General features: G+C 51.7%; 15 protein-coding genes and 1 tRNA gene. 11 read left to right on the forward strand and 5 right to left on the reverse strand.

The features are described from left to right. Window positions 1-27 precede the first annotated feature (27 nt). Window positions 28-744, reverse strand: coding sequence for a type IV pilus major pilin (locus A8O29_RS20680; RefSeq protein WP_125351825.1), 717 nt, complete (start codon window positions 742-744; stop codon window positions 28-30). Between the two features lie 572 nt (window positions 745-1,316). Here A8O29_RS20680 and opgB point away from each other — a divergent pair. Beyond that, window positions 1,317-3,629: a phosphatidylglycerol--membrane-oligosaccharide glycerophosphotransferase gene (gene opgB, locus A8O29_RS20685; RefSeq protein ID WP_125351826.1), complete on the forward strand. Its 2,313-nt coding sequence runs from the start codon at window positions 1,317-1,319 to the stop codon at window positions 3,627-3,629. Between the two features lie 132 nt (window positions 3,630-3,761). On the opposite strand, the gene groL is transcribed toward opgB, so the two are convergent. The 3 genes from groL to A8O29_RS20700 all read right to left on the reverse strand — a co-directional run bounded on the left by groL (window position 3,762) and on the right by A8O29_RS20700 (window position 6,496). Continuing rightward, window positions 3,762-5,405 (reverse strand): chaperonin GroEL, encoded by a 1,644-nt coding sequence (gene groL / locus A8O29_RS20690; RefSeq protein WP_110510958.1) that lies wholly within the window; start codon window positions 5,403-5,405, stop codon window positions 3,762-3,764. Between the two features lie 38 nt (window positions 5,406-5,443). Further along, window positions 5,444-5,737 carry a co-chaperone GroES gene (locus tag A8O29_RS20695; RefSeq protein WP_013367964.1) on the reverse strand — a complete coding sequence of 98 codons (294 nt, stop codon included), beginning with the start codon at window positions 5,735-5,737 and terminating at the stop codon, window positions 5,444-5,446. Window positions 5,738-6,025: 288 nt separating this feature from the next. Then, a complete protein-coding gene (locus tag A8O29_RS20700) occupies window positions 6,026-6,496 on the reverse strand; it encodes an FxsA family protein (RefSeq protein ID WP_125351827.1) in 471 nt (156 codons plus the stop codon). 336 nt (window positions 6,497-6,832) lie between these two features. Between A8O29_RS20700 and aspA the strand changes: the two genes are divergently transcribed. From aspA to A8O29_RS20750, 10 genes are all read left to right on the forward strand, one after another. Beyond that, window positions 6,833-8,269 carry an aspartate ammonia-lyase gene (aspA, locus tag A8O29_RS20705; protein ID WP_125351828.1) on the forward strand — a complete coding sequence of 479 codons (1,437 nt, stop codon included), beginning with the start codon at window positions 6,833-6,835 and terminating at the stop codon, window positions 8,267-8,269. Between the two features lie 115 nt (window positions 8,270-8,384). Then, on the forward strand, window positions 8,385-9,686 hold the full coding sequence (locus A8O29_RS20710) for an anaerobic C4-dicarboxylate transporter (protein ID WP_110510962.1): 1,302 nt from the start codon (window positions 8,385-8,387) through the stop codon (window positions 9,684-9,686). Window positions 9,687-9,799: 113 nt separating this feature from the next. Beyond that, window positions 9,800-10,123 (forward strand): divalent cation tolerance protein CutA, encoded by a 324-nt coding sequence (gene cutA, locus A8O29_RS20715; RefSeq protein ID WP_125351829.1) that lies wholly within the window; start codon window positions 9,800-9,802, stop codon window positions 10,121-10,123. Continuing rightward, window positions 10,099-11,814: a protein-disulfide reductase DsbD gene (locus A8O29_RS20720; protein WP_125351830.1), complete on the forward strand. Its 1,716-nt coding sequence runs from the start codon at window positions 10,099-10,101 to the stop codon at window positions 11,812-11,814. The genes cutA and A8O29_RS20720 overlap by 25 nt, the downstream gene beginning before the upstream one ends. A gap of 36 nt (window positions 11,815-11,850) precedes the next feature. Then, window positions 11,851-12,426 carry a transcriptional regulator gene (locus tag A8O29_RS20725; protein ID WP_125351831.1) on the forward strand — a complete coding sequence of 192 codons (576 nt, stop codon included), beginning with the start codon at window positions 11,851-11,853 and terminating at the stop codon, window positions 12,424-12,426. Between the two features lie 123 nt (window positions 12,427-12,549). Further along, window positions 12,550-12,625: transfer RNA gene (locus A8O29_RS20730), tRNA-Phe, on the forward strand. Window positions 12,626-12,952: 327 nt separating this feature from the next. Further along, the gene (locus tag A8O29_RS20735; RefSeq protein ID WP_125351832.1) at window positions 12,953-13,162 is read left to right on the forward strand and encodes an HHA domain-containing protein; all 210 of its coding nucleotides are present in this window, start codon (window positions 12,953-12,955) and stop codon (window positions 13,160-13,162) included. A 121-nt stretch (window positions 13,163-13,283) separates the two neighbouring features. After that, a complete protein-coding gene (gene cbpA / locus A8O29_RS20740; RefSeq protein ID WP_174081410.1) occupies window positions 13,284-14,213 on the forward strand; it encodes a curved DNA-binding protein in 930 nt (309 codons plus the stop codon). After that, window positions 14,206-14,505: a chaperone modulator CbpM gene (cbpM, locus tag A8O29_RS20745; protein ID WP_125351833.1), complete on the forward strand. Its 300-nt coding sequence runs from the start codon at window positions 14,206-14,208 to the stop codon at window positions 14,503-14,505. Before cbpA ends, cbpM begins: the two co-directional genes overlap by 8 nt. Before the next feature lie 127 nt (window positions 14,506-14,632). Continuing rightward, on the forward strand, window positions 14,633-15,601 hold the full coding sequence (locus A8O29_RS20750) for a nickel/cobalt transporter (RefSeq protein ID WP_125351834.1): 969 nt from the start codon (window positions 14,633-14,635) through the stop codon (window positions 15,599-15,601). A gap of 8 nt (window positions 15,602-15,609) precedes the next feature. On the opposite strand, the gene A8O29_RS20755 is transcribed toward A8O29_RS20750, so the two are convergent. Further along, a complete protein-coding gene (locus tag A8O29_RS20755; RefSeq protein WP_125351835.1) occupies window positions 15,610-18,147 on the reverse strand; it encodes a penicillin acylase family protein in 2,538 nt (845 codons plus the stop codon). Between the last annotated feature and the right edge of the window lie 73 nt (window positions 18,148-18,220).

Consider the following 18,220-nt stretch of genomic DNA (forward strand, 5'->3'; position numbering starts at 1 on the left):
AGCTAATTTAGCTAATTTAATACCCTATTAACGGCTGCCTAAAATCAGCATATTAGTGCTGGTGTCACCGCACATATTTGCTGCAGAAGAGGTGCTAATACTAACGCCACCATTCGCACCGAGACTTCTGATAATACCTGATTCTTTTACACCTGCTGCTGCAGCAGTATCAAGTACTACATCCGATGCACCACTATAGTTTGCACCTGCTGGAGCCTGAACTAATTCAACATATTCCCAGTCATTGGCTACCTGAACCAGAGTCGAGCGGCACTGTTCCTGATCCATACCGTTCACAATGACCACGAAACCTTTAGTGGTACCATCAGCATCCTCATCGGAGGCCTTAACACCCTCGACCTGGAAAATATCCCCAGAGATTGGGTTTCTCACTTCCGACCAAGAAATTTTACCCAGCTTATACATAGTCGCTAATATACCGGTCTCACTAGAATCCTGAAGCCCAGCTTCATCAGTAATACTATACAAATCGCCACCACTAGGATAATTTGCTTCATTATGGAAAGCATCTACCGCACTGGTACGGATGGTGTTAGTTGAATCAGTCAGATCAGTGATATCTTGGGTAAAGAATGCACGTTGAGCCAGAACGACTACACCAGCAGCAATAATACCGATAATACCCAGAACAATGATGATTTCCAGTAAGGTCACACCACGTTGTTTTTTCAACTCTTTATACTTGTTTGCCTTGCCCTTTAATGAAGCAATTGTGTTTCTCATACCTTAATCCTTAGGTTTAAAATTTATCAAATTTTGACACTAAACTGTAAAGGATACTCTGCAGTGGAACCCCATCTTTCATTAATCAACTAATCTACCTCTCCTCATAATTCAACCTTATAAGTCAAAGATAATTAATTAATTATCCGAATGGTAAGAATGTCACTACATTAAAAATGTTCTTCACAGCTAAATTCACAATACAACGTTATGACTTGCACGCAAGTGGTACAAAAAAAATAGGATTTTAAAAATACAAAAAAACGATCGATTGGGTCAAAAGATCATTCACATGAATGACTTTGATTTATGATCCGTCTAACAGTACCAATTTCTTTATGATATTGGACATTGAAAAACATTCTCCGCGATTCAATAGAAACTGGAAGAAGAAAGAACGTATTTAGCGGCAAAGCAGCGGAAATCTCTCCTAATAAAAATCATTTTCAGACAGCCAAAATGATTCTTTTTTATAGACTTACTGGGCCTGGAAAGATATAACCTAAAAAGCCGACTCACAATGTTAACTTTCTATGATGGGCAGTTTGATTTATTTTACATAAAGAGAATATATGCTTATGAATTTTATATCACTAGGGCTAATGATTTTGTCCATTACCCTGTATGTAATAAAATCATCTAAAAACAAAATGTATTTGTTATTTTTTGTAATAACAATAATTATTTACATAAGTCTTCAGACACTTTATTTTGCATGCGATTATTTCACCGGTGAAGGCATTAACAGGCAAGCAATCTACACCATCACGGACAGTCTAACTGGTGTCGAGATTGATCGGTATATATTTCCAACCACAATTTTTGTTGTGAGTTTTTTAGTTATAATTATATTGGTGGCGTTATTTATTAATAAGATAAAAATACCCACCCCCACTTTCACCTATACTTTCTTATCGCTAACCATTGCTACAGCCTCCATATTTTCCACTACTGCTACCCAGCAGTTAAGTAGTCTGTTATATGGGCAACTAATTAGCAAACACTCTGACTTTCAAATTTATTATAAAAATGCTAATAAAATCATTCCTTCGCCAAAACTCAATGTAATCTATATTTATGGTGAAAGCCTTGAGCGTACGTTTTTTGATAACTCAATCTTTCCAAATCTTACACCGGAAATGAATGACATTCAGGATCAAGCAATTGACTTTTCACGCACACAACAGTTAAAAGGAACCGATTTCACTATTGGAGGAATTGTTGCCTCACAGTGTGGCCTCCCTTTATTTACCCCTTTCAATCATAACGCTAATAAATTGAGCAGTTTTTTTCCAGATATCACCTGCTTAGGAGATATCCTCAAAAAATCAGGGTATGAAAATTATTATTACCAGGGGGCTGACCTACGTTTCTCAAGCAAGGATGCATTCTTAAAAACACATGGTATTGATCACGCTTATGGCTATCGTGAATTAAAGAATAAAATAAAAGACGCCAATTATACACATGAATGGGGACTCTACGATGACACCATTCTCGACTTCGCATGGCAGAAGTATGTTGAACTCTCACAAAACAACAAAAGATTTGCCATTTTTGCACTCACAGTCGACACACACCCTCCCGTTGGGTTTATCTCAAATAACTGTAAGAGAAAAAGTTATCTCTTTCAAGATAAGGGGAACTCATCTCTCAACGCTGTAAGTTGTAGCCAGCAGCATATTGCCGAATTTGTCAACAAAGTCAGGCAATCACCCTGGTTCAAAGATACTGTTATTGTTGTTTCCTCTGATCATCTCTCTATGAAAAATACCATTAGTGATGAACTGTTAAAACATGACCGCCAGAATTTATTTCTTGTGATGCGCGGGGATAAGGTTATCTCTGGTATTAATGCCACACCGCGTAGCACGCTTGATAATGGCGCGACGATACTGGATATTCTTGGTGGAAGCCAAGAGTTAGGCTTGGGACGCAGCTCATTTTCGACTCAGTCACTATCTGAAATCTTTCCTAATTTAGATAAAAAAGTGCTCAAATGGGAGTCGGCAATAATAAATCTTTGGGATATAGGTGAAGTAATTAATGATTTTGTAGTCGATATAAAAAAAGGCAATTTCATCTATTCCGGTAAGAAATTCCCCTTACCTGTTTTGTTACGTATAAAAAACGAAAACAAACTTGATATGCCTTTCTTAGAGATAGATCGGGACACTCTGCGTTACAATTTATCTCGGTTCCGTCCCAATGACAGATACCTTTGGGTTGACCAGTGTTATTATATGGCGCGGCTAGGAAATTTAGAATGGGGTAAATCGAATCAGATTTGTGTCGCTCAAGGAACGTTGGACTCAGATGCAAACATTCAACTTATCGAAAAATCCTTATGGCATTCAAAAGTTACTATTAATTCACTTAAGCGAAATCCAGATAACCAGCGGTATAAGGACACGATTCGTAATCTGAAGCGTTCAGCGCAAGATATCCGCTATGAGTCAGACATAATATTGTTTAATGTTCAAGGATATCCAAACCAAATAAAAAGTGTGGAAGGGTTATCCTATCCCGAGAAATGGGGTGCCTGGTCTAATGCGGTACGCAAAAAAAATGTCACCATCACTTATAATTCCCCACTCCCGCAAAAATTTGATCTGGTGATAACAGCCAAGGCAAGTCCGCAGAACATAGGTCAACCGATCGCTGTTCGTGTCGGTGAAACTATGCAACCACTGATACTGGGGGCTGAACCCGCTAGTGTGACATTACATTTCAACAATCCACTGCGAGATAACAAGATAATTATTACTCCACCCAATCACGATATTGAAAAAATAACAGAAACGTTTGTTTATGCCACAGCCAAAACCACTCCTCGCCAATTGGGGATAGGATTATCTACGCTGGAAGTGATTTCTCGGGAATAAACTCAGCAGGATTTGTACTGATTTATGGGAATGAGCAATACTTTGCGCATTCTGAAAACTCAAAAAAAAGAGAGCGGATATGTATCCGCTCTCATTCGGTCTGAACAGCTTAGTAACAGGACTTTCGTCGTATTACATCATGCCGCCCATGCCGCCCATACCACCCATACCGCCAGCACCTAAGTCAGGGCCGTCGCCTTTAGGCAGGTCAGTCACCATACATTCGGTGGTGATCATCAGGCCAGCAACGGATGCTGCGTACTGCAGTGCAGAACGGGTCACTTTGGTTGGATCCAGAATACCCATGTCGATCATGTTGCCGTATTCTTCGGTCGCCGCGTTGTAACCGTAGTTACCGTCGCCCGCTTTAACGATGTTAGCCACAACGGATGGTTCTTCGCCGCAGTTCAGCACGATCTGACGCAGTGGGGACTCCATCGCGCGCAGCGCAACTTTGATACCCACGTTCTGGTCTTCGTTCACGCCACGCAGTTCGCCCAGCTTGCTTGCAACACGGATCAGCGCAACGCCACCGCCTGCAACCACGCCTTCTTCAACCGCAGCACGGGTTGCGTGCAGGGCATCTTCAACGCGTGCTTTCTTCTCTTTCATTTCAACTTCAGTCGCAGCACCCACTTTGATAACGGCAACGCCGCCAGCCAGTTTCGCTACACGTTCCTGCAGTTTTTCACGATCGTAGTCGGAAGTCGCTTCTTCAATCTGCTGACGAATCTGAGTCACACGACCCTGAATTGCCGCTTCTTCACCCACGCCATCAATGATGGTGGTGGTGTCTTTGTTGATAACAACGCGTTTCGCCTGACCCAGGTCTTCCAGCGTCGCTTTTTCCAGCTCCATACCGATCTCTTCAGAGATAACGGTACCGCCAGTCAGCGTTGCGATGTCCTGCAGCATAGCTTTACGACGGTCGCCGAAGCCAGGTGCTTTAACCGCAGCCACTTTCACGATGCCACGCATGGTGTTAACCACCAGAGTTGCCAGCGCTTCACCTTCAACGTCTTCCGCAACGATAACCAGTGGCTTGCCTGCTTTCGCAACGGCTTCCAGAACTGGCAGCATTTCACGGATGTTGGAGATTTTTTTATCAGCAAGCAGGATGAACGGGCTTTCCAGTTCTACTGCGCCAGTTTCTGGCTTGTTGATGAAGTATGGGGACAGGTAGCCACGGTCGAACTGCATACCTTCAACCACGTCCAGTTCGTCCTGCAGACCGGTACCGTCTTCAACGGTGATAACACCTTCTTTGCCCACTTTGTCCATCGCTTCAGCGATGAGTTTACCCACGGTTTCGTCGGAGTTAGCGGAGATGGTGCCGACCTGAGCAATCGCTTTAGAGTCAGAGCAAGGTACGGACAGAGTTTTCAGTTCTTCAACGGCCGCAGCGACAGCTTTGTCGATACCGCGTTTCAGATCCATCGGGTTCATGCCCGCAGCAACGGCTTTCAGACCTTCAGTGATGATGGACTGAGCCAGTACGGTTGCGGTGGTGGTACCATCGCCTGCAGCGTCGTTCGCTTTAGAGGCAACTTCTTTTACCATCTGTGCGCCCATGTTTTCGAACTTGTCTTCCAGCTCGATTTCACGTGCAACAGAAACACCGTCTTTAGTGATGGTCGGTGCACCGAAAGATTTATCCAGAACCACGTTACGGCCTTTAGGGCCCAGGGTTACTTTCACTGCATCTGCCAGTACGTTTACACCGCGCAGCATTTTCACACGGGCGTCGTTACCGAATTTTACGTCTTTAGCTGCCATTTTCTTTTCCCTTAAATTCGTTCAGGTTCGCGAGTGGATTACGCTTCAACAATTGCCAGAATGTCGCTTTCGGACATGATCAGCACTTCTTCGTTGTCGATCTTCTCGGACTTCACGCCGTAACCGTCGTTGAAAATAACGATGTCGCCGACTTTAACGTCCAGTGGCTGTACTGTACCGTTTTCCAGGATGCGGCCTTTACCGACAGCGATGATTTCGCCACGAGTTGATTTGCCTGCTGCTGAACCGGTCAGAACGATGCCGCCCGCAGATTTGGATTCAACTTCTTTACGTTTGACGATCACACGATCATGTAACGGACGAATACTCATTGATAGCTCTCCTTTGAGAAAGTCTTTATCACTTATGGATGGCGCCGGGACGCAGTCGGTTTACCGGCTAGTGACCTGAGAGATGGGGGTGGCCTGCTAACCCTTCAAGGGGAAAATCAAAAAAAATTTTGAAATGGGCATTCGTCACAAATCGTTTTAACGCCCTTCAGCGCTACGATGCGAACTTTCCCGTAACAGGTTGATGTGATGAGTGGTTTGAAACACGAGCGCGGAACGGTGGTGCCACAATAAAAAAGCCCGGGGCATAGTGCTTCCGGGCTCATCTCATCAGCGGTCGTCTTTGTTTTCCAGACGGTCGCGTTCGTCATCCTTACGCTGATATTCCCCGTCAAAGGTATCCCCGCCGCCACTGCCTGCGGTAAAGCCACCGCCCGGCGTACGGGCAAAGCGCAGATGTGGCATCAGCTTAAGCGTCAGGTGTTTTTGCACCGGCGGTAACAGCAGCAGCATACCGAGGAAATCGGTAAAGAAGCCCGGCAGCACCAGCAGCAGACCCGCGATGATCAGCGATACGCTTTTGATCATTTCCGCGGCAGGACTTTCGCCCGCCTGCATCTTCTGCTGCATCAGCAAAAAGTTTTTGAAGCCCTGGTTACGCACCAGAGACATCCCGATGACCGAGGTGAAAATCACCAGAATCAGGGTCATCAATACGCCGAATACATGCGCGACCTGAATGAATATCGAGATCTCGATGTAGACGTATAAAAAAACGGCAATTAAAGGTATCCAGCGCACTGGTTTCTCCTGTTGAGCAACAGCCGCTTCCGGCGGCTATTTGAATGAGTTTGCGATTCGCGTGTTCTGGAGATGGAGGCAAAAACCGCGTTTTCAATCGGCGGCGCCTCTCTTTTTCACCCTACCATTAATGCGGTGATTCATTTCACAGATTAATAATTCTGATACGAATCGGCGCATAATAAGTGATCCAGATTACGGCAATTCGCTATCATCAGCATATGATCATGGGCACCGGGCCGATTAAGGAAATAATCGTCGGCCAAAAAACACACATGACCCCACTCATCCTGTGTGTAGGGTGAAATCATTAGCAGCTTAATCAAGAAGGTTCACATGTTAAACAACATTCGTATCGAAGAAGACTTGTTGGGTACCAGGGAAGTTCCAGCGGACGCTTATTACGGTGTCCACACTCTGAGAGCGATTGAAAACTTCTACATCAGCAACAATAAAATCAGCGACATCCCGGAGTTTGTACGCGGGATGGTGATGGTGAAGAAAGCCGCCGCCCTGGCGAATAAAGAGCTTCACACCATTCCTAAAGGTGTTGCCGACGCCATTGTTGCCGCCTGCGATGAAGTGCTGAACAACGGCAAATGCATGGATCAGTTCCCGGTTGACGTCTATCAAGGCGGCGCGGGCACCTCTGTGAACATGAATACCAACGAAGTACTGGCCAACATCGGCCTCGAGCTGATGGGACATCAGAAAGGGGAATATCAGTTCCTGAACCCTAACGATCACGTCAACAAGTGCCAGTCCACGAACGACGCCTACCCGACCGGTTTCCGCATCGCGGTGTATGCCTCCATCGTCAAACTGATTGATGCCATTAACCAACTGGGTGATGGCTTCCAGCGTAAATCCGTTGAATTCCAGGATGTTCTTAAGATGGGTCGCACCCAGCTTCAAGATGCGGTTCCGATGACGCTCGGCCAGGAATTCCACGCATTTAGCGTTCTGCTGAAAGAAGAAACCAAAAACCTGCTGCGCACCGCAGAATTGCTGCTGGAAGTGAATCTCGGCGCGACCGCCATCGGTACGCGCCTGAATACGCCGGACGGCTATCAGCAATTGGCGGTGCAGAAGCTGGCCGAAGTTGCCAACATGCCAGTGGTGCCGGCAGAAGACTTGATTGAAGCCACCTCCGACTGCGGCGCATACGTGATGGTGCACAGTGCCCTGAAACGTCTGGCAGTGAAAATGTCGAAAATCTGTAATGACCTGCGCCTGCTCTCCTCCGGCCCGCGCGCTGGCCTGAACGAAATCAACCTGCCAGAACTGCAGGCGGGCTCGTCCATCATGCCAGCCAAAGTGAACCCGGTGGTGCCAGAAGTCGTAAACCAGGTGTGCTTTAAAGTGATTGGCAACGACACCACCGTGACCATGGCGTCCGAAGCGGGTCAGCTGCAGCTGAACGTGATGGAACCCGTGATTGGCCAGGCGATGTTTGAGTCCATCCACATTCTGACCAATGCCTGCTACAACCTGCTGGAAAAATGCATCAACGGCATTACCGCTAACAAAGCGGTGTGTGAGAGCTACGTCTACAACTCCATCGGGATTGTCACCTACCTCAACCCATTCATCGGCCACCACAACGGCGACATCGTCGGTAAAATCTGTGCTGAAACCGGTAAGAGCGTGCGTGAAGTGGTGCTGGAGCGCGGTTTGCTGACCGAAGCGGAGCTGGACGATATCTTCTCGCCACAGAACCTGATGCACCCGGCCTACAAAGCCAAGCGTTATACCGATGAAAGCGAACAGTAATAATTCTGGTTAAAATCAGACAAGGCACGTCAGCGGTGACGTGCCTTTTTTCATTTTTGGAACATCAAAAAAATAACATTTACGTATCCAACATCTAACAATCAAGGAAGCGGCCATGATAGTCATCGAACTTATCATTGTATTAGCGGCGATATTTATCGGCGCCAGACTCGGGGGAATCGGCATTGGTTATGCGGGTGGCCTGGGCGTACTCGTCCTCGCGCTGATAGGCGTGAAGCCAGGACACATCCCGTTTGACGTCATCTCCATCATCATGGCGGTGATTGCGGCTATCTCAGCAATGCAGATTGCCGGGGGTCTGGACTATCTCGTGAATCAAACCGAGAAACTGCTGCGCAGAAACCCAAAATACATCACCATTCTCGCGCCGATCGTCACCTACTTCCTGACCATTTTTGCCGGTACCGGCAACATCTCGCTGGCCACGCTGCCGGTTATCGCCGAAGTGGCGAAAGAGCAAGGCGTTAAACCGTGCCGCCCGCTGTCCACGGCCGTCGTTGCCGCGCAGATTGCGATTACCGCCTCGCCAATTTCCGCCGCCGTGGTGTACATGTCTTCGGTTCTGGAAGGCCACGGTATCAGCTACATTCACCTGCTTTCAGTGGTCATCCCTTCCACGCTGATGGCGGTGCTGCTGATGTCTTTCCTCGTCACCATGTTGTTTAACTCAAAGCTGTCCGACGATCCGGTGTACCTCAAGCGCCTGGAAGAAGGCCTGGTGGAGCTGCGCGGCGAACGTCAGATGGAGATCAAACCCCGGGCGAAATTGTCGGTACTGATGTTCCTGCTCGGCGTGGTCTGTGTGGTGATTTATGCCATCGTCAACAGCCCAAGCCTCGGCCTGGTGGCCGCCCCGCTGATGAATACCACCAACGCCATCCTGATTATCATGCTGAGCGTCGCGACGCTGACCACCATTCTGTGTCACGTAGAAACCGACAGCATTCTCAGTTCCAGCACCTTTAAAGCCGGGATGAGCGCCTGTATCTGTATTTTGGGCGTGGCGTGGCTCGGCGACACCTTCGTGTCCGCCAACATCGACTGGATCAAAGAGACGGCGGGCAGCGTGATTCAGGGCCATCCGTGGCTGCTGGCGGTGATTTTCTTCTTCGCATCGGCGCTGCTTTATTCTCAGGCTGCGACCGCCAAAGCGCTGATGCCAATGGCGCTGGCGTTGAATGTCTCTCCGCTCACCGCCGTCGCCTCGTTTGCTGCCGTGTCGGGCCTGTTTATTCTGCCGACTTACCCGACGCTGGTTGCCGCCGTACAGATGGACGACACCGGCACCACGCGCATTGGCCGCTTCGTGTTTAACCACCCGTTCTTCATCCCTGGCACCATGGGCGTGATTTTCTCCGTGTGCTTCGGTTTCCTGCTCGGCAGTTTCATTCTCTGACCCTCAATCGGGTGTAAAAATGGTTAAAGTCGGGCCGCTTAGCGGCCTGACTCCTTCATCCCCCCGCCCCGCATCGTGCTATAGTGCCTTTTTTCGCCGATACGAGGTTGACGATGACCCTGCCCACCGCAGTTGTTGTGCTCTGTACCGCCCCGGATGAAGCTACGGCCCAGGACCTGGCCGCCAAAGTGCTGGCCGAAAAGCTTGCGGCGTGCGTCACGCTGATGCCCAACGCGACGTCGCTCTACTACTGGGAAGGCAAGCTCGAACAAGAGTATGAGGTGCAGATGCTGCTGAAATCCGACACGGCGCATCAGCAGGAGCTTCTGGACTGCCTGAAGTCACATCACCCGTATCAAACGCCAGAATTGCTGGTTTTACCCGTTTCCCACGGAGACAACGCTTACCTCTCATGGCTCAACGATTCATTACGCTGATCCTGCTGCTGTGCAGCACATCGGCCTTTGCCGGATTATTTGACGCGCCCGGCCGCTCCAATTTCATTCCTGCTGATCAGGCATTTGCGTTTGATTTCCAGCAGAACGCCCACGACCTAAATCTGACCTGGCAGATAAAAGACGGCTATTACCTGTATCGAAAACAGATGAGCATCACGCCAGCCCAGGCCTCTGTCGGCCCGTTACAGTTGCCCAACGGCGAATGGCATGAAGATGAATTTTTTGGCAAAAGTGAAATCTACCGCCATCAACTCACGCTTCCGGTTACCCTCAACCAGGCCAGCAAAGGCGCGACGTTAACGGTCACTTATCAGGGCTGCGCCGAAGCCGGGTTCTGTTATCCCCCGGAAACGAAGGTGGTGCCGCTGAGCGAAGTCATCGCCCCGGCTAAGGCTACGGCTGAAGCAGTGATGCCGCCGGCAGCGCAGACCACTAACCCGGTCAGCGAGCCACCGGCCACCTTACCGTTCTCCGCTTTGTGGGCGCTGCTGATTGGCATTGGTATCGCCTTTACGCCGTGCGTGTTGCCGATGTATCCGCTGATCTCCGGTATCGTGCTTGGTGGTAAACAACGCCTCTCAACGGGCCGCGCGTTACTGCTGGCATTTATCTATGTACAGGGCATGGCGCTAACCTATACCGCGCTGGGCCTGGTGGTGGCGGCTGCCGGGCTCAAATTTCAGGCGGCGCTCCAGCATCCTTACGTGCTGATTGGCCTGTCAGCGGTGTTTATCCTGCTGGCGTTGTCGATGTTTGGCCTGTTCAGCCTGCAACTCCCCTCTTCGCTGCAAACGCGTCTGACGCTGATGAGTAATCGCCAACAGGGCGGTTCTGCGGGCGGGGTATTTGCGATGGGTGCCATCGCCGGGCTGATTTGCTCCCCCTGCACTACCGCGCCGCTGAGCGCCATTCTGCTGTATATCGCCCAAAGCGGTAATCTGTGGCTGGGCGGCGGCACGCTGTACCTGTACGCATTGGGAATGGGTTTACCGCTGATTCTGGTCACCGTCTTTGGCAACCGTCTACTGCCGAAAAGCGGGCCGTGGATGGCGCAGGTTAAAATCGCCTTTGGCTTCGTGATCCTCGCACTGCCGGTATTCCTGCTCGAACGTATTATTGGCGACGCATGGGGACTTCGGCTGTGGTCGATGCTTGGCATTGCCTTCTTCGGCTGGGCGTTTATCGCCAGTCTGACGGCCAGCAAACCGTGGATGCGGGTGATCCAAATCCTGATGCTTGCCGCGGCGCTGATCAGTGCACGTCCGCTCCAGGATTGGGTATTTGGCGCAGTTCCAACGCAACAGCAGGCGCATTTAAACTTCACGCATATCGCTAACGTGGATGAGCTGAACCAGGCGCTGGCACAGGCTAACGGCAAACCGGTTATGCTCGACCTCTACGCGGACTGGTGTGTCGCCTGTAAAGAGTTTGAGAAATACACCTTTAGCGATCCACAGGTCCAGCAGGCGCTGAAAAACAGCGTTTTGCTGCAGGCCGACGTGACGCGCAACACAGCGCAAGATGCGGAGCTACTGAAACAGTTGCAAGTTCCGGGTCTGCCGACCATTCTGTTTTTTGATTCCGCAGGTAAAGAGATCCCAACCATGCGGGTTGCCGGATTTATGGATGCCGCCGCGTTTCAGGCGCATTTGCAGAATCTGGTCCGGTAAACGACACTTTTAAAGGGATAAACGGAGGATAAAGCCGTGCAACGCGAAGATGTACTGGGGAAAGCCCTGCAATTACTTGAGATTAAAGGGATTGCCGACACAACGCTGGATATGGTGGCCAAAGAGGTCAACGTCCCGCTTGATGATCTGCAGCGTTTCTGGCCCGATAAAGAAGCGCTGCTTTATGACGTGCTGCGCTATCTCAGCCAGCAGGTGGATATCTGGCGCCGCCAGTTAATGCTCAATGAGGAACTCAGTAGCGAACAAAAGCTGCTGGCCCGCTACAGCGCATTGACGGAATGCGTCAGCAATAACCGCTATCCCGGTTGCCTGTTCATCGCAGCGTGTACCTTTTACCCGGATCCCGAGCACCCTATTCATCAGCTTGCGGACCTGCAAAAGCGCACCGCTCATGCTTTCACGCATGAACTGCTGTCGAAGCTCGAAGTCGACGATCCAACGATGGTGGCAAAGCAAATGGAACTGGTGCTTGAGGGCTGCCTGAGCCGTTTGCTGGTCAAACGCAGTCAGCAGGATGTTGATACCGCACAGCGCCTGGCAGAAGATATTCTGCGCTTCGCCCAGTGCCGTTCGGGTGGTGCCCTGACCTGATAGCACGTCGCTCACGGCAATCGCAGCTAATTTGCGCAAATTGCCGCAATGTTAGGCAAACGCGCTAGATTTCCGTGATTTGGGTTGACGGGCATCGCTGATTAAGGTTTAATTCGCCCCGTTGCCCGGATAGCTCAGTCGGTAGAGCAGGGGATTGAAAATCCCCGTGTCCTTGGTTCGATTCCGAGTCCGGGCACCACTATTTAAAAGAACCCGCCTATGGCGGGTTTTTTGCTTTCTTCGTGACATCCCTTTAAAGAAACCAGCCTAAGGGCTGGTTTTTTGCTTTCTGCGTATCAATTCTTCGTGACATCCCTTCCCTAACAAAAGAAATGCACTCCCTCGACACCGTTCAATCATGAACAGAAACCGACCTGTTTAAGGGGGTTGCAGGCTTTTCCATGAACATTTCATCCAAATTGAGGCCATTCAGGTTGCAATTGAACAAACAATAATTGTCTAAACCGTGTACTATTGACGCTGTACGCGTCGATAAATTAACCACCGGATACCGGAAGGCTGCACTATGACCGCTGAAAACTACCTGAAGCGTCTGCGAAATGTGAACGAAGAGCAGATGCTGGAAAAAATTGTTGCCCGCATTGAAAACAGTATTGAACCGGAGTACATGGCTGCATTCCAGAAAGCTGCCGATAAACGCCGGGCAGAGTTGTGTGATTACCAGTTCAGTCTGAACGACGATTTTGGCGAACTGAAAGCCCCTCGCAAGTATTAAGTCCTGCATTCTTTATTCCGCTGCATTTTCTCCGGGCGAATCACCGGGGTTGCCCTACACTTACAAAGGTGAGTTTTTAGGGAAACCCGTTCTGTTTGTGTGATTCACAAGAGATAATGCTATGGAATTAAAGGATTATTACGCCATTATGGGCGTGAAGCCGACGGACGATCTCAAGACCATTAAGACCGCATATCGTCGTCTTGCCCGCAAGTACCATCCTGATGTCAGTAAAGAACCCGATGCCGAAGCCCGCTTTAAAGATATTGCGCAGGCATGGGAAGTCCTGAGCGATGAACAGCGTCGCACTGAATATGACACCCTCTGGCAGCACCGCAACGACCCACCGTTCCGTCAGCAGGCGCAGCCCAATTCACAGCAACAAACCTACAGCCAGGAAGAGTTCGACGATATCTTTTCCTCTATTTTTGGCCAGCACGCGCAGAAGTCGCGCCAGCAACATTCTGCCCGTGGTCATGACGTAGAAATTGAAGTCGCTATATTCCTCGAAGAAACGCTCGACGCCCATACCCGCCCCATCAACTACACCCTGCCGGTTTACAACGTATTCGGCATGGTCGAGAAAGAAATTCCCAAATCGCTCAACGTTAAAATACCGGCCGGAGTTGGCGACGGGCAGCGCATTCGCCTGAAAGGCCAGGGCACGCCGGGCGAGAACGGGGGTCCTGCGGGAGATCTGTGGCTCATCATCCGCATCGCGCCGCATCCACTATTTGATATCGTCGGCAATAACCTGGAAATTGTGCTGCCACTCGCCCCGTGGGAAGCCGCGCTGGGGGCCAAAGTGAAAGTGCCGACCCTGAAAGAGCCGATTTTACTGACTATTCCACCGGGCTGTCAGGCCGGACAACGGCTGCGAATCAAAGGCAAAGGCCTGGTCAACAAACAGCACACCGGTGATCTGTTTGCGGTGATTAAAATCGTCATGCCGCCGAAAGCGGACGAGAAAACCAGCGCCCTTTGGCAACAGTTAGCTGATACACAAACCACCTTCGACCCTCGCCAACAGTGGGGTAAAAATCATGGCTAATGTCACTTTCACCCTGACCGTCACCGAATTTTGTCTGCATACCGGCGTCTCCGAAGAGGAACTGGATGAGATCGTCGGCCTGGGAGTCATCCAGCCCGACGAAACCCCTGACGCGCACTGGTTATTTGACGATCGTGCCGTCACCATAGTCCACCGCGCGCTGCGCCTTCGCCGTGAGCTGGCGCTCGACTGGCCCGGAATTGCCGTCACGTTGACCCTGCTCGATGAAAATGAACGCCTGAAGCAGGAAAACAGGCTGCTGCTTCAGCGGCTACAACGCTTTATCAGCTAGCCCCAAGACCCCGACGGGTGTAAACATTTGACACAAAGCCAGCCTGCGGGCTGGCCCATTCATTTCCCCTTCTTCGCCAACGCCTCTTATAATGTCTGCATGAGTTCTTTAACGACAATATTTCCCCATGACGACATCCGTTCTTAAGCGTGACTGGCGCATCCCCGCCGCCGCTGTGCTCGCCGCGGTGATGCTGGCATTTGCCTTTCAACTCCACACCCATTGGGCCGCCTTCCTGCAATGGTGCCTCGCGACGCAAATCACGCTGCATCGCTATCTGGTGATGTACCTGTTGCAGCTCAATAACCATCAGTACACCGGTGGTCTGTGGCTATTAGCGGGGGCGTTTATTTACGGGGTGCTGCACGCCATCGGGCCGGGCCATGGCAAATTTATTGTCACAACCTATCTCAGTACGCATCAGGAAAGTCAGCTGGCCTCGCGGGTAGTGCCTTTCCTTGGCAGCCTGATGCAGGGCGTGAGCGCCATTGTGTTCGTCTTTGTGCTCGCCGTCGGAATGAATCTGGCCTCAGGCGACCTCAGCGAAAGCCGCTGGTACATCGAGAAGATCAGCGCGGTGCTGATCGGCAGCTTCGGCCTGTTTGTGATTTGGCAGACCCTGAAAAGCCTGAAGCCGAAAACCTTCAGCATTCGCCGGATACAGCCGCTGTCCAGCGACGGACATAGCCACGGCGCCGACTGCGGCTGCGGGCATCACGGCGTCGGGGCCGATATCACCCATGCCGACTGGAAAACCCGCGCAGGCATTGTGATTGCCATCGGGGCGCGGCCGTGCAGCGGGGCGATCATGATTTTACTGTTCTCCAATGCGCTCGGCATCGTCAGTTGGGGAATTGCGGCGGTGATGTCGATGGCGCTCGGTACCGCGCTCTCGATTCTCGGGTTATCGCTGGCGGTACGCTACGCGCGTGAACGTACGGTGGCGTGGTTTGGTGAAGGTTCCGAACAGCTGCGCTGGCTGGTGCCGACGGTGAAAATCATCGGCGGCGTGCTGATTATCCTGTTCGCGGTGGTGCTGTTCCTGACCGTCATTCCGATCAGCGCAAACGGCGACTATATCGCCGCCGGTTGCTGAGTTCACGCTCAGGGAACCTGAATAACCTCCTCAGATTCACGGTGCGCATGGACCTCCTGCGCACTTAACCACAGCGGCTTGCGACCAAAGTTCTGATACAGGCTCAGCTGATCGTTGTAGTGTTTCGCGGGCGTGCCGTCCGGGGCGATAAAACCGCTCTGGCCCGGCGCGACCACATCCCACGCCAGCACGCTGTCCGGTTTTTCCTTCGGCGAGAAGACAATCATGTCATTCTCCGTGCCCCTATTTTGATACTCCGCCTGATGACGCGCCTCTTTCGGCAACGCCTGCGGCACGCCAAAGAAGTTATTCGCCCGGAAAGTCAGGTGCATGGCCGGGGTTTGCCATTGGGTGATGTCGGTGCCGTAGCGCTGCGACAGCGTCTGCCAGCTTTCCTCTAGCGCGGCCAAAATCACTTGCTGCGAAGGCTTGCCACCGAAGACATCCACCGCCTGCGGCACCGGGCTTTTCGACCCTTGCAGAGCTTCGTATAGAATTTTCGCCCCCACGCTAATGTTCAGCGAGCCGGTCGGGCCGTCCTGAGTCGTCTCATAGCCACTGGCGGTATACCAGCTGTTGAATGGCGCAGGCACGGCAGCGGCAACGGTCTGTTTTAACATGCTGGTGAGCCAGACATTGAGGATCTCAGATCCCGGCTGTGCCCAGGTTTTACCGTCGCTGTTCAGCGCGTTCTGCCCGTCCCAGGCCGATAACCTGTTCACCAGCGCCAGGCGCGGATCGTTGGCCGGAAGCCCTTTCACTGCGGCCTGCATTGCCGGTAAGAACAGGCGTAAATTCAGGTCCTGACGGCTGGTGTGGCGGATGATATCCCAGGCCTGCTCGCGGGTTAAGGTCGGCTGTTTGTCGATCAGGCGTTTAATCTCATCCACCCGGTCTGCGCCGCCCCACAGAAACGCGAACAAATCGGAGGCGATATAGCCCTCTTGCGGCGAGTTGTTCCAGTTGGCGATATACCCGGACGCCGGGTTATACACCTGCGGATTGTTGCTGAACGGCAGTATCCCTTTCCAGTCCCACTGTCCGGTCCCCGGCACCGGCAGGCGCGGGTCATGCTGCGGCTGACGCTGCGGATAGGCACCGGAATGCACATAGCCAATGTTGCCCTGCATATCGGCGTAGTACCAGTTGATGGTCAGCGCCTGCTGCGCAGCCTGCTGTTTCCACTCCGTCCAGTCCTTGGCCTGCATCTGGTGCGTCCACGCCAGTAACGAGGCCACCTCTTTTCCGTCCCAGGCCCGCGCTTTCGCATAGGCGGTGTGCGTCGTATCGTCGGTCTTGATAACGTTGCCATGAAGGGTTCGCCACACCGTAAAGGCGACGGGCTGCTCCCCTTTCACCGCAATCGTTTCATCCCGACGCTGCATTTTCTGCCACTGGCCGTTGTGGAAATACTCGCCCGGATGCCCGGCATCGAGTTTTTCAGCAAAGATATCGACATCGTCGCCAAAGCCCGCCGTGGCTCCCCAGGAAATGTGACCGTTATGGCCAAACACCAGCCCCGGATAGGCAAACGGCGTGTTGCCGGTGACGTCATAGCCCGCGCCGTGCAGGCCGATGCCGTAGGTATACGCCGGGGCGTACCAGCCAAACTGCGGGCCGTTAACCATGATGGCGTTGGCTCCCTCGGCCTTCTTCTTGCCGATCACCCACATATTGCTGGTCGTGGGATATCCCGCCAGCCCATTGGCTCCACTGCGGGCAAACTGCGCCGCGACCGTCTCCCGGTTGCGCTGGGGCGATAACGCCAGCAGCGCGCCGTCGTCCCCTCTGGCCAGCCGCTCAAACATCGGTGCCGGAAGGTCATAGCGCGGAAGCTGCATCGCGAGCTGCTTCGCCTCGGCGCTCAGTCGCAGCGGATACTGCCCCTCTTTGGCGTCAATGGTGGTCGACGCCGCCGGGTTCACCAGCCATTTCAGCTGATTAAACACGCCCATACCTTTCTCGATGCCGTACTTATCCCGCAGCGCGGTCAGCAGCGCCAGGTTATCAATCTCACTGGTGCTGTCTGAGAAACGGTTCGCCATGGTGCCGACAAACACCATCGCCACATCAAACGCGCGCCACTGCTTGGGCGTAAAACCTAGCTCAGTAAACTGCTGCGGCATCAGGGTGTCGGGCTGCGCATTGACCTTATCAATCCACGCGTTCATCCCCTCGGCATACCCTTCCAGAATCGCTTTCTCTTTCTCAGGCAGGGCATCAATCTGCGCCTGAATGGACGCGGGCCAGTAGTTGGTGCGAATGTCCTTATCGAAATCGAGATACTTCTTGCCCAACACCTCGCTCACCGTTCCCTGCGTGCTGCGCCGGGCCATCTCCATCTGGAACAGCCGGTCTTGCGCCACTACGTAGCCGTAACCGTAGAACAGACGACGCGCATCGTTGGCGTAGATGTGTGGCACGCCGTAGCCGTCGCGTACAATTTTGACTTCCGTTGCCGTTGTGGCAGCCAGGGCACAGGATCCGCTGAAACTCAGCACAATCCCTGTAAAACAGTTCACTATTTTATGATTTTTATTATTCATTGAATCCTCTTGCAGATGAGTTAACGCGGTTTGATCCTGGCAAAAAACCTTGCCTTATCCAGAATCAAAAGCC

This window comes from Scandinavium goeteborgense, from assembly GCF_003935895.2.
GTDB lineage: Bacteria > Pseudomonadota > Gammaproteobacteria > Enterobacterales > Enterobacteriaceae > Scandinavium > Scandinavium goeteborgense.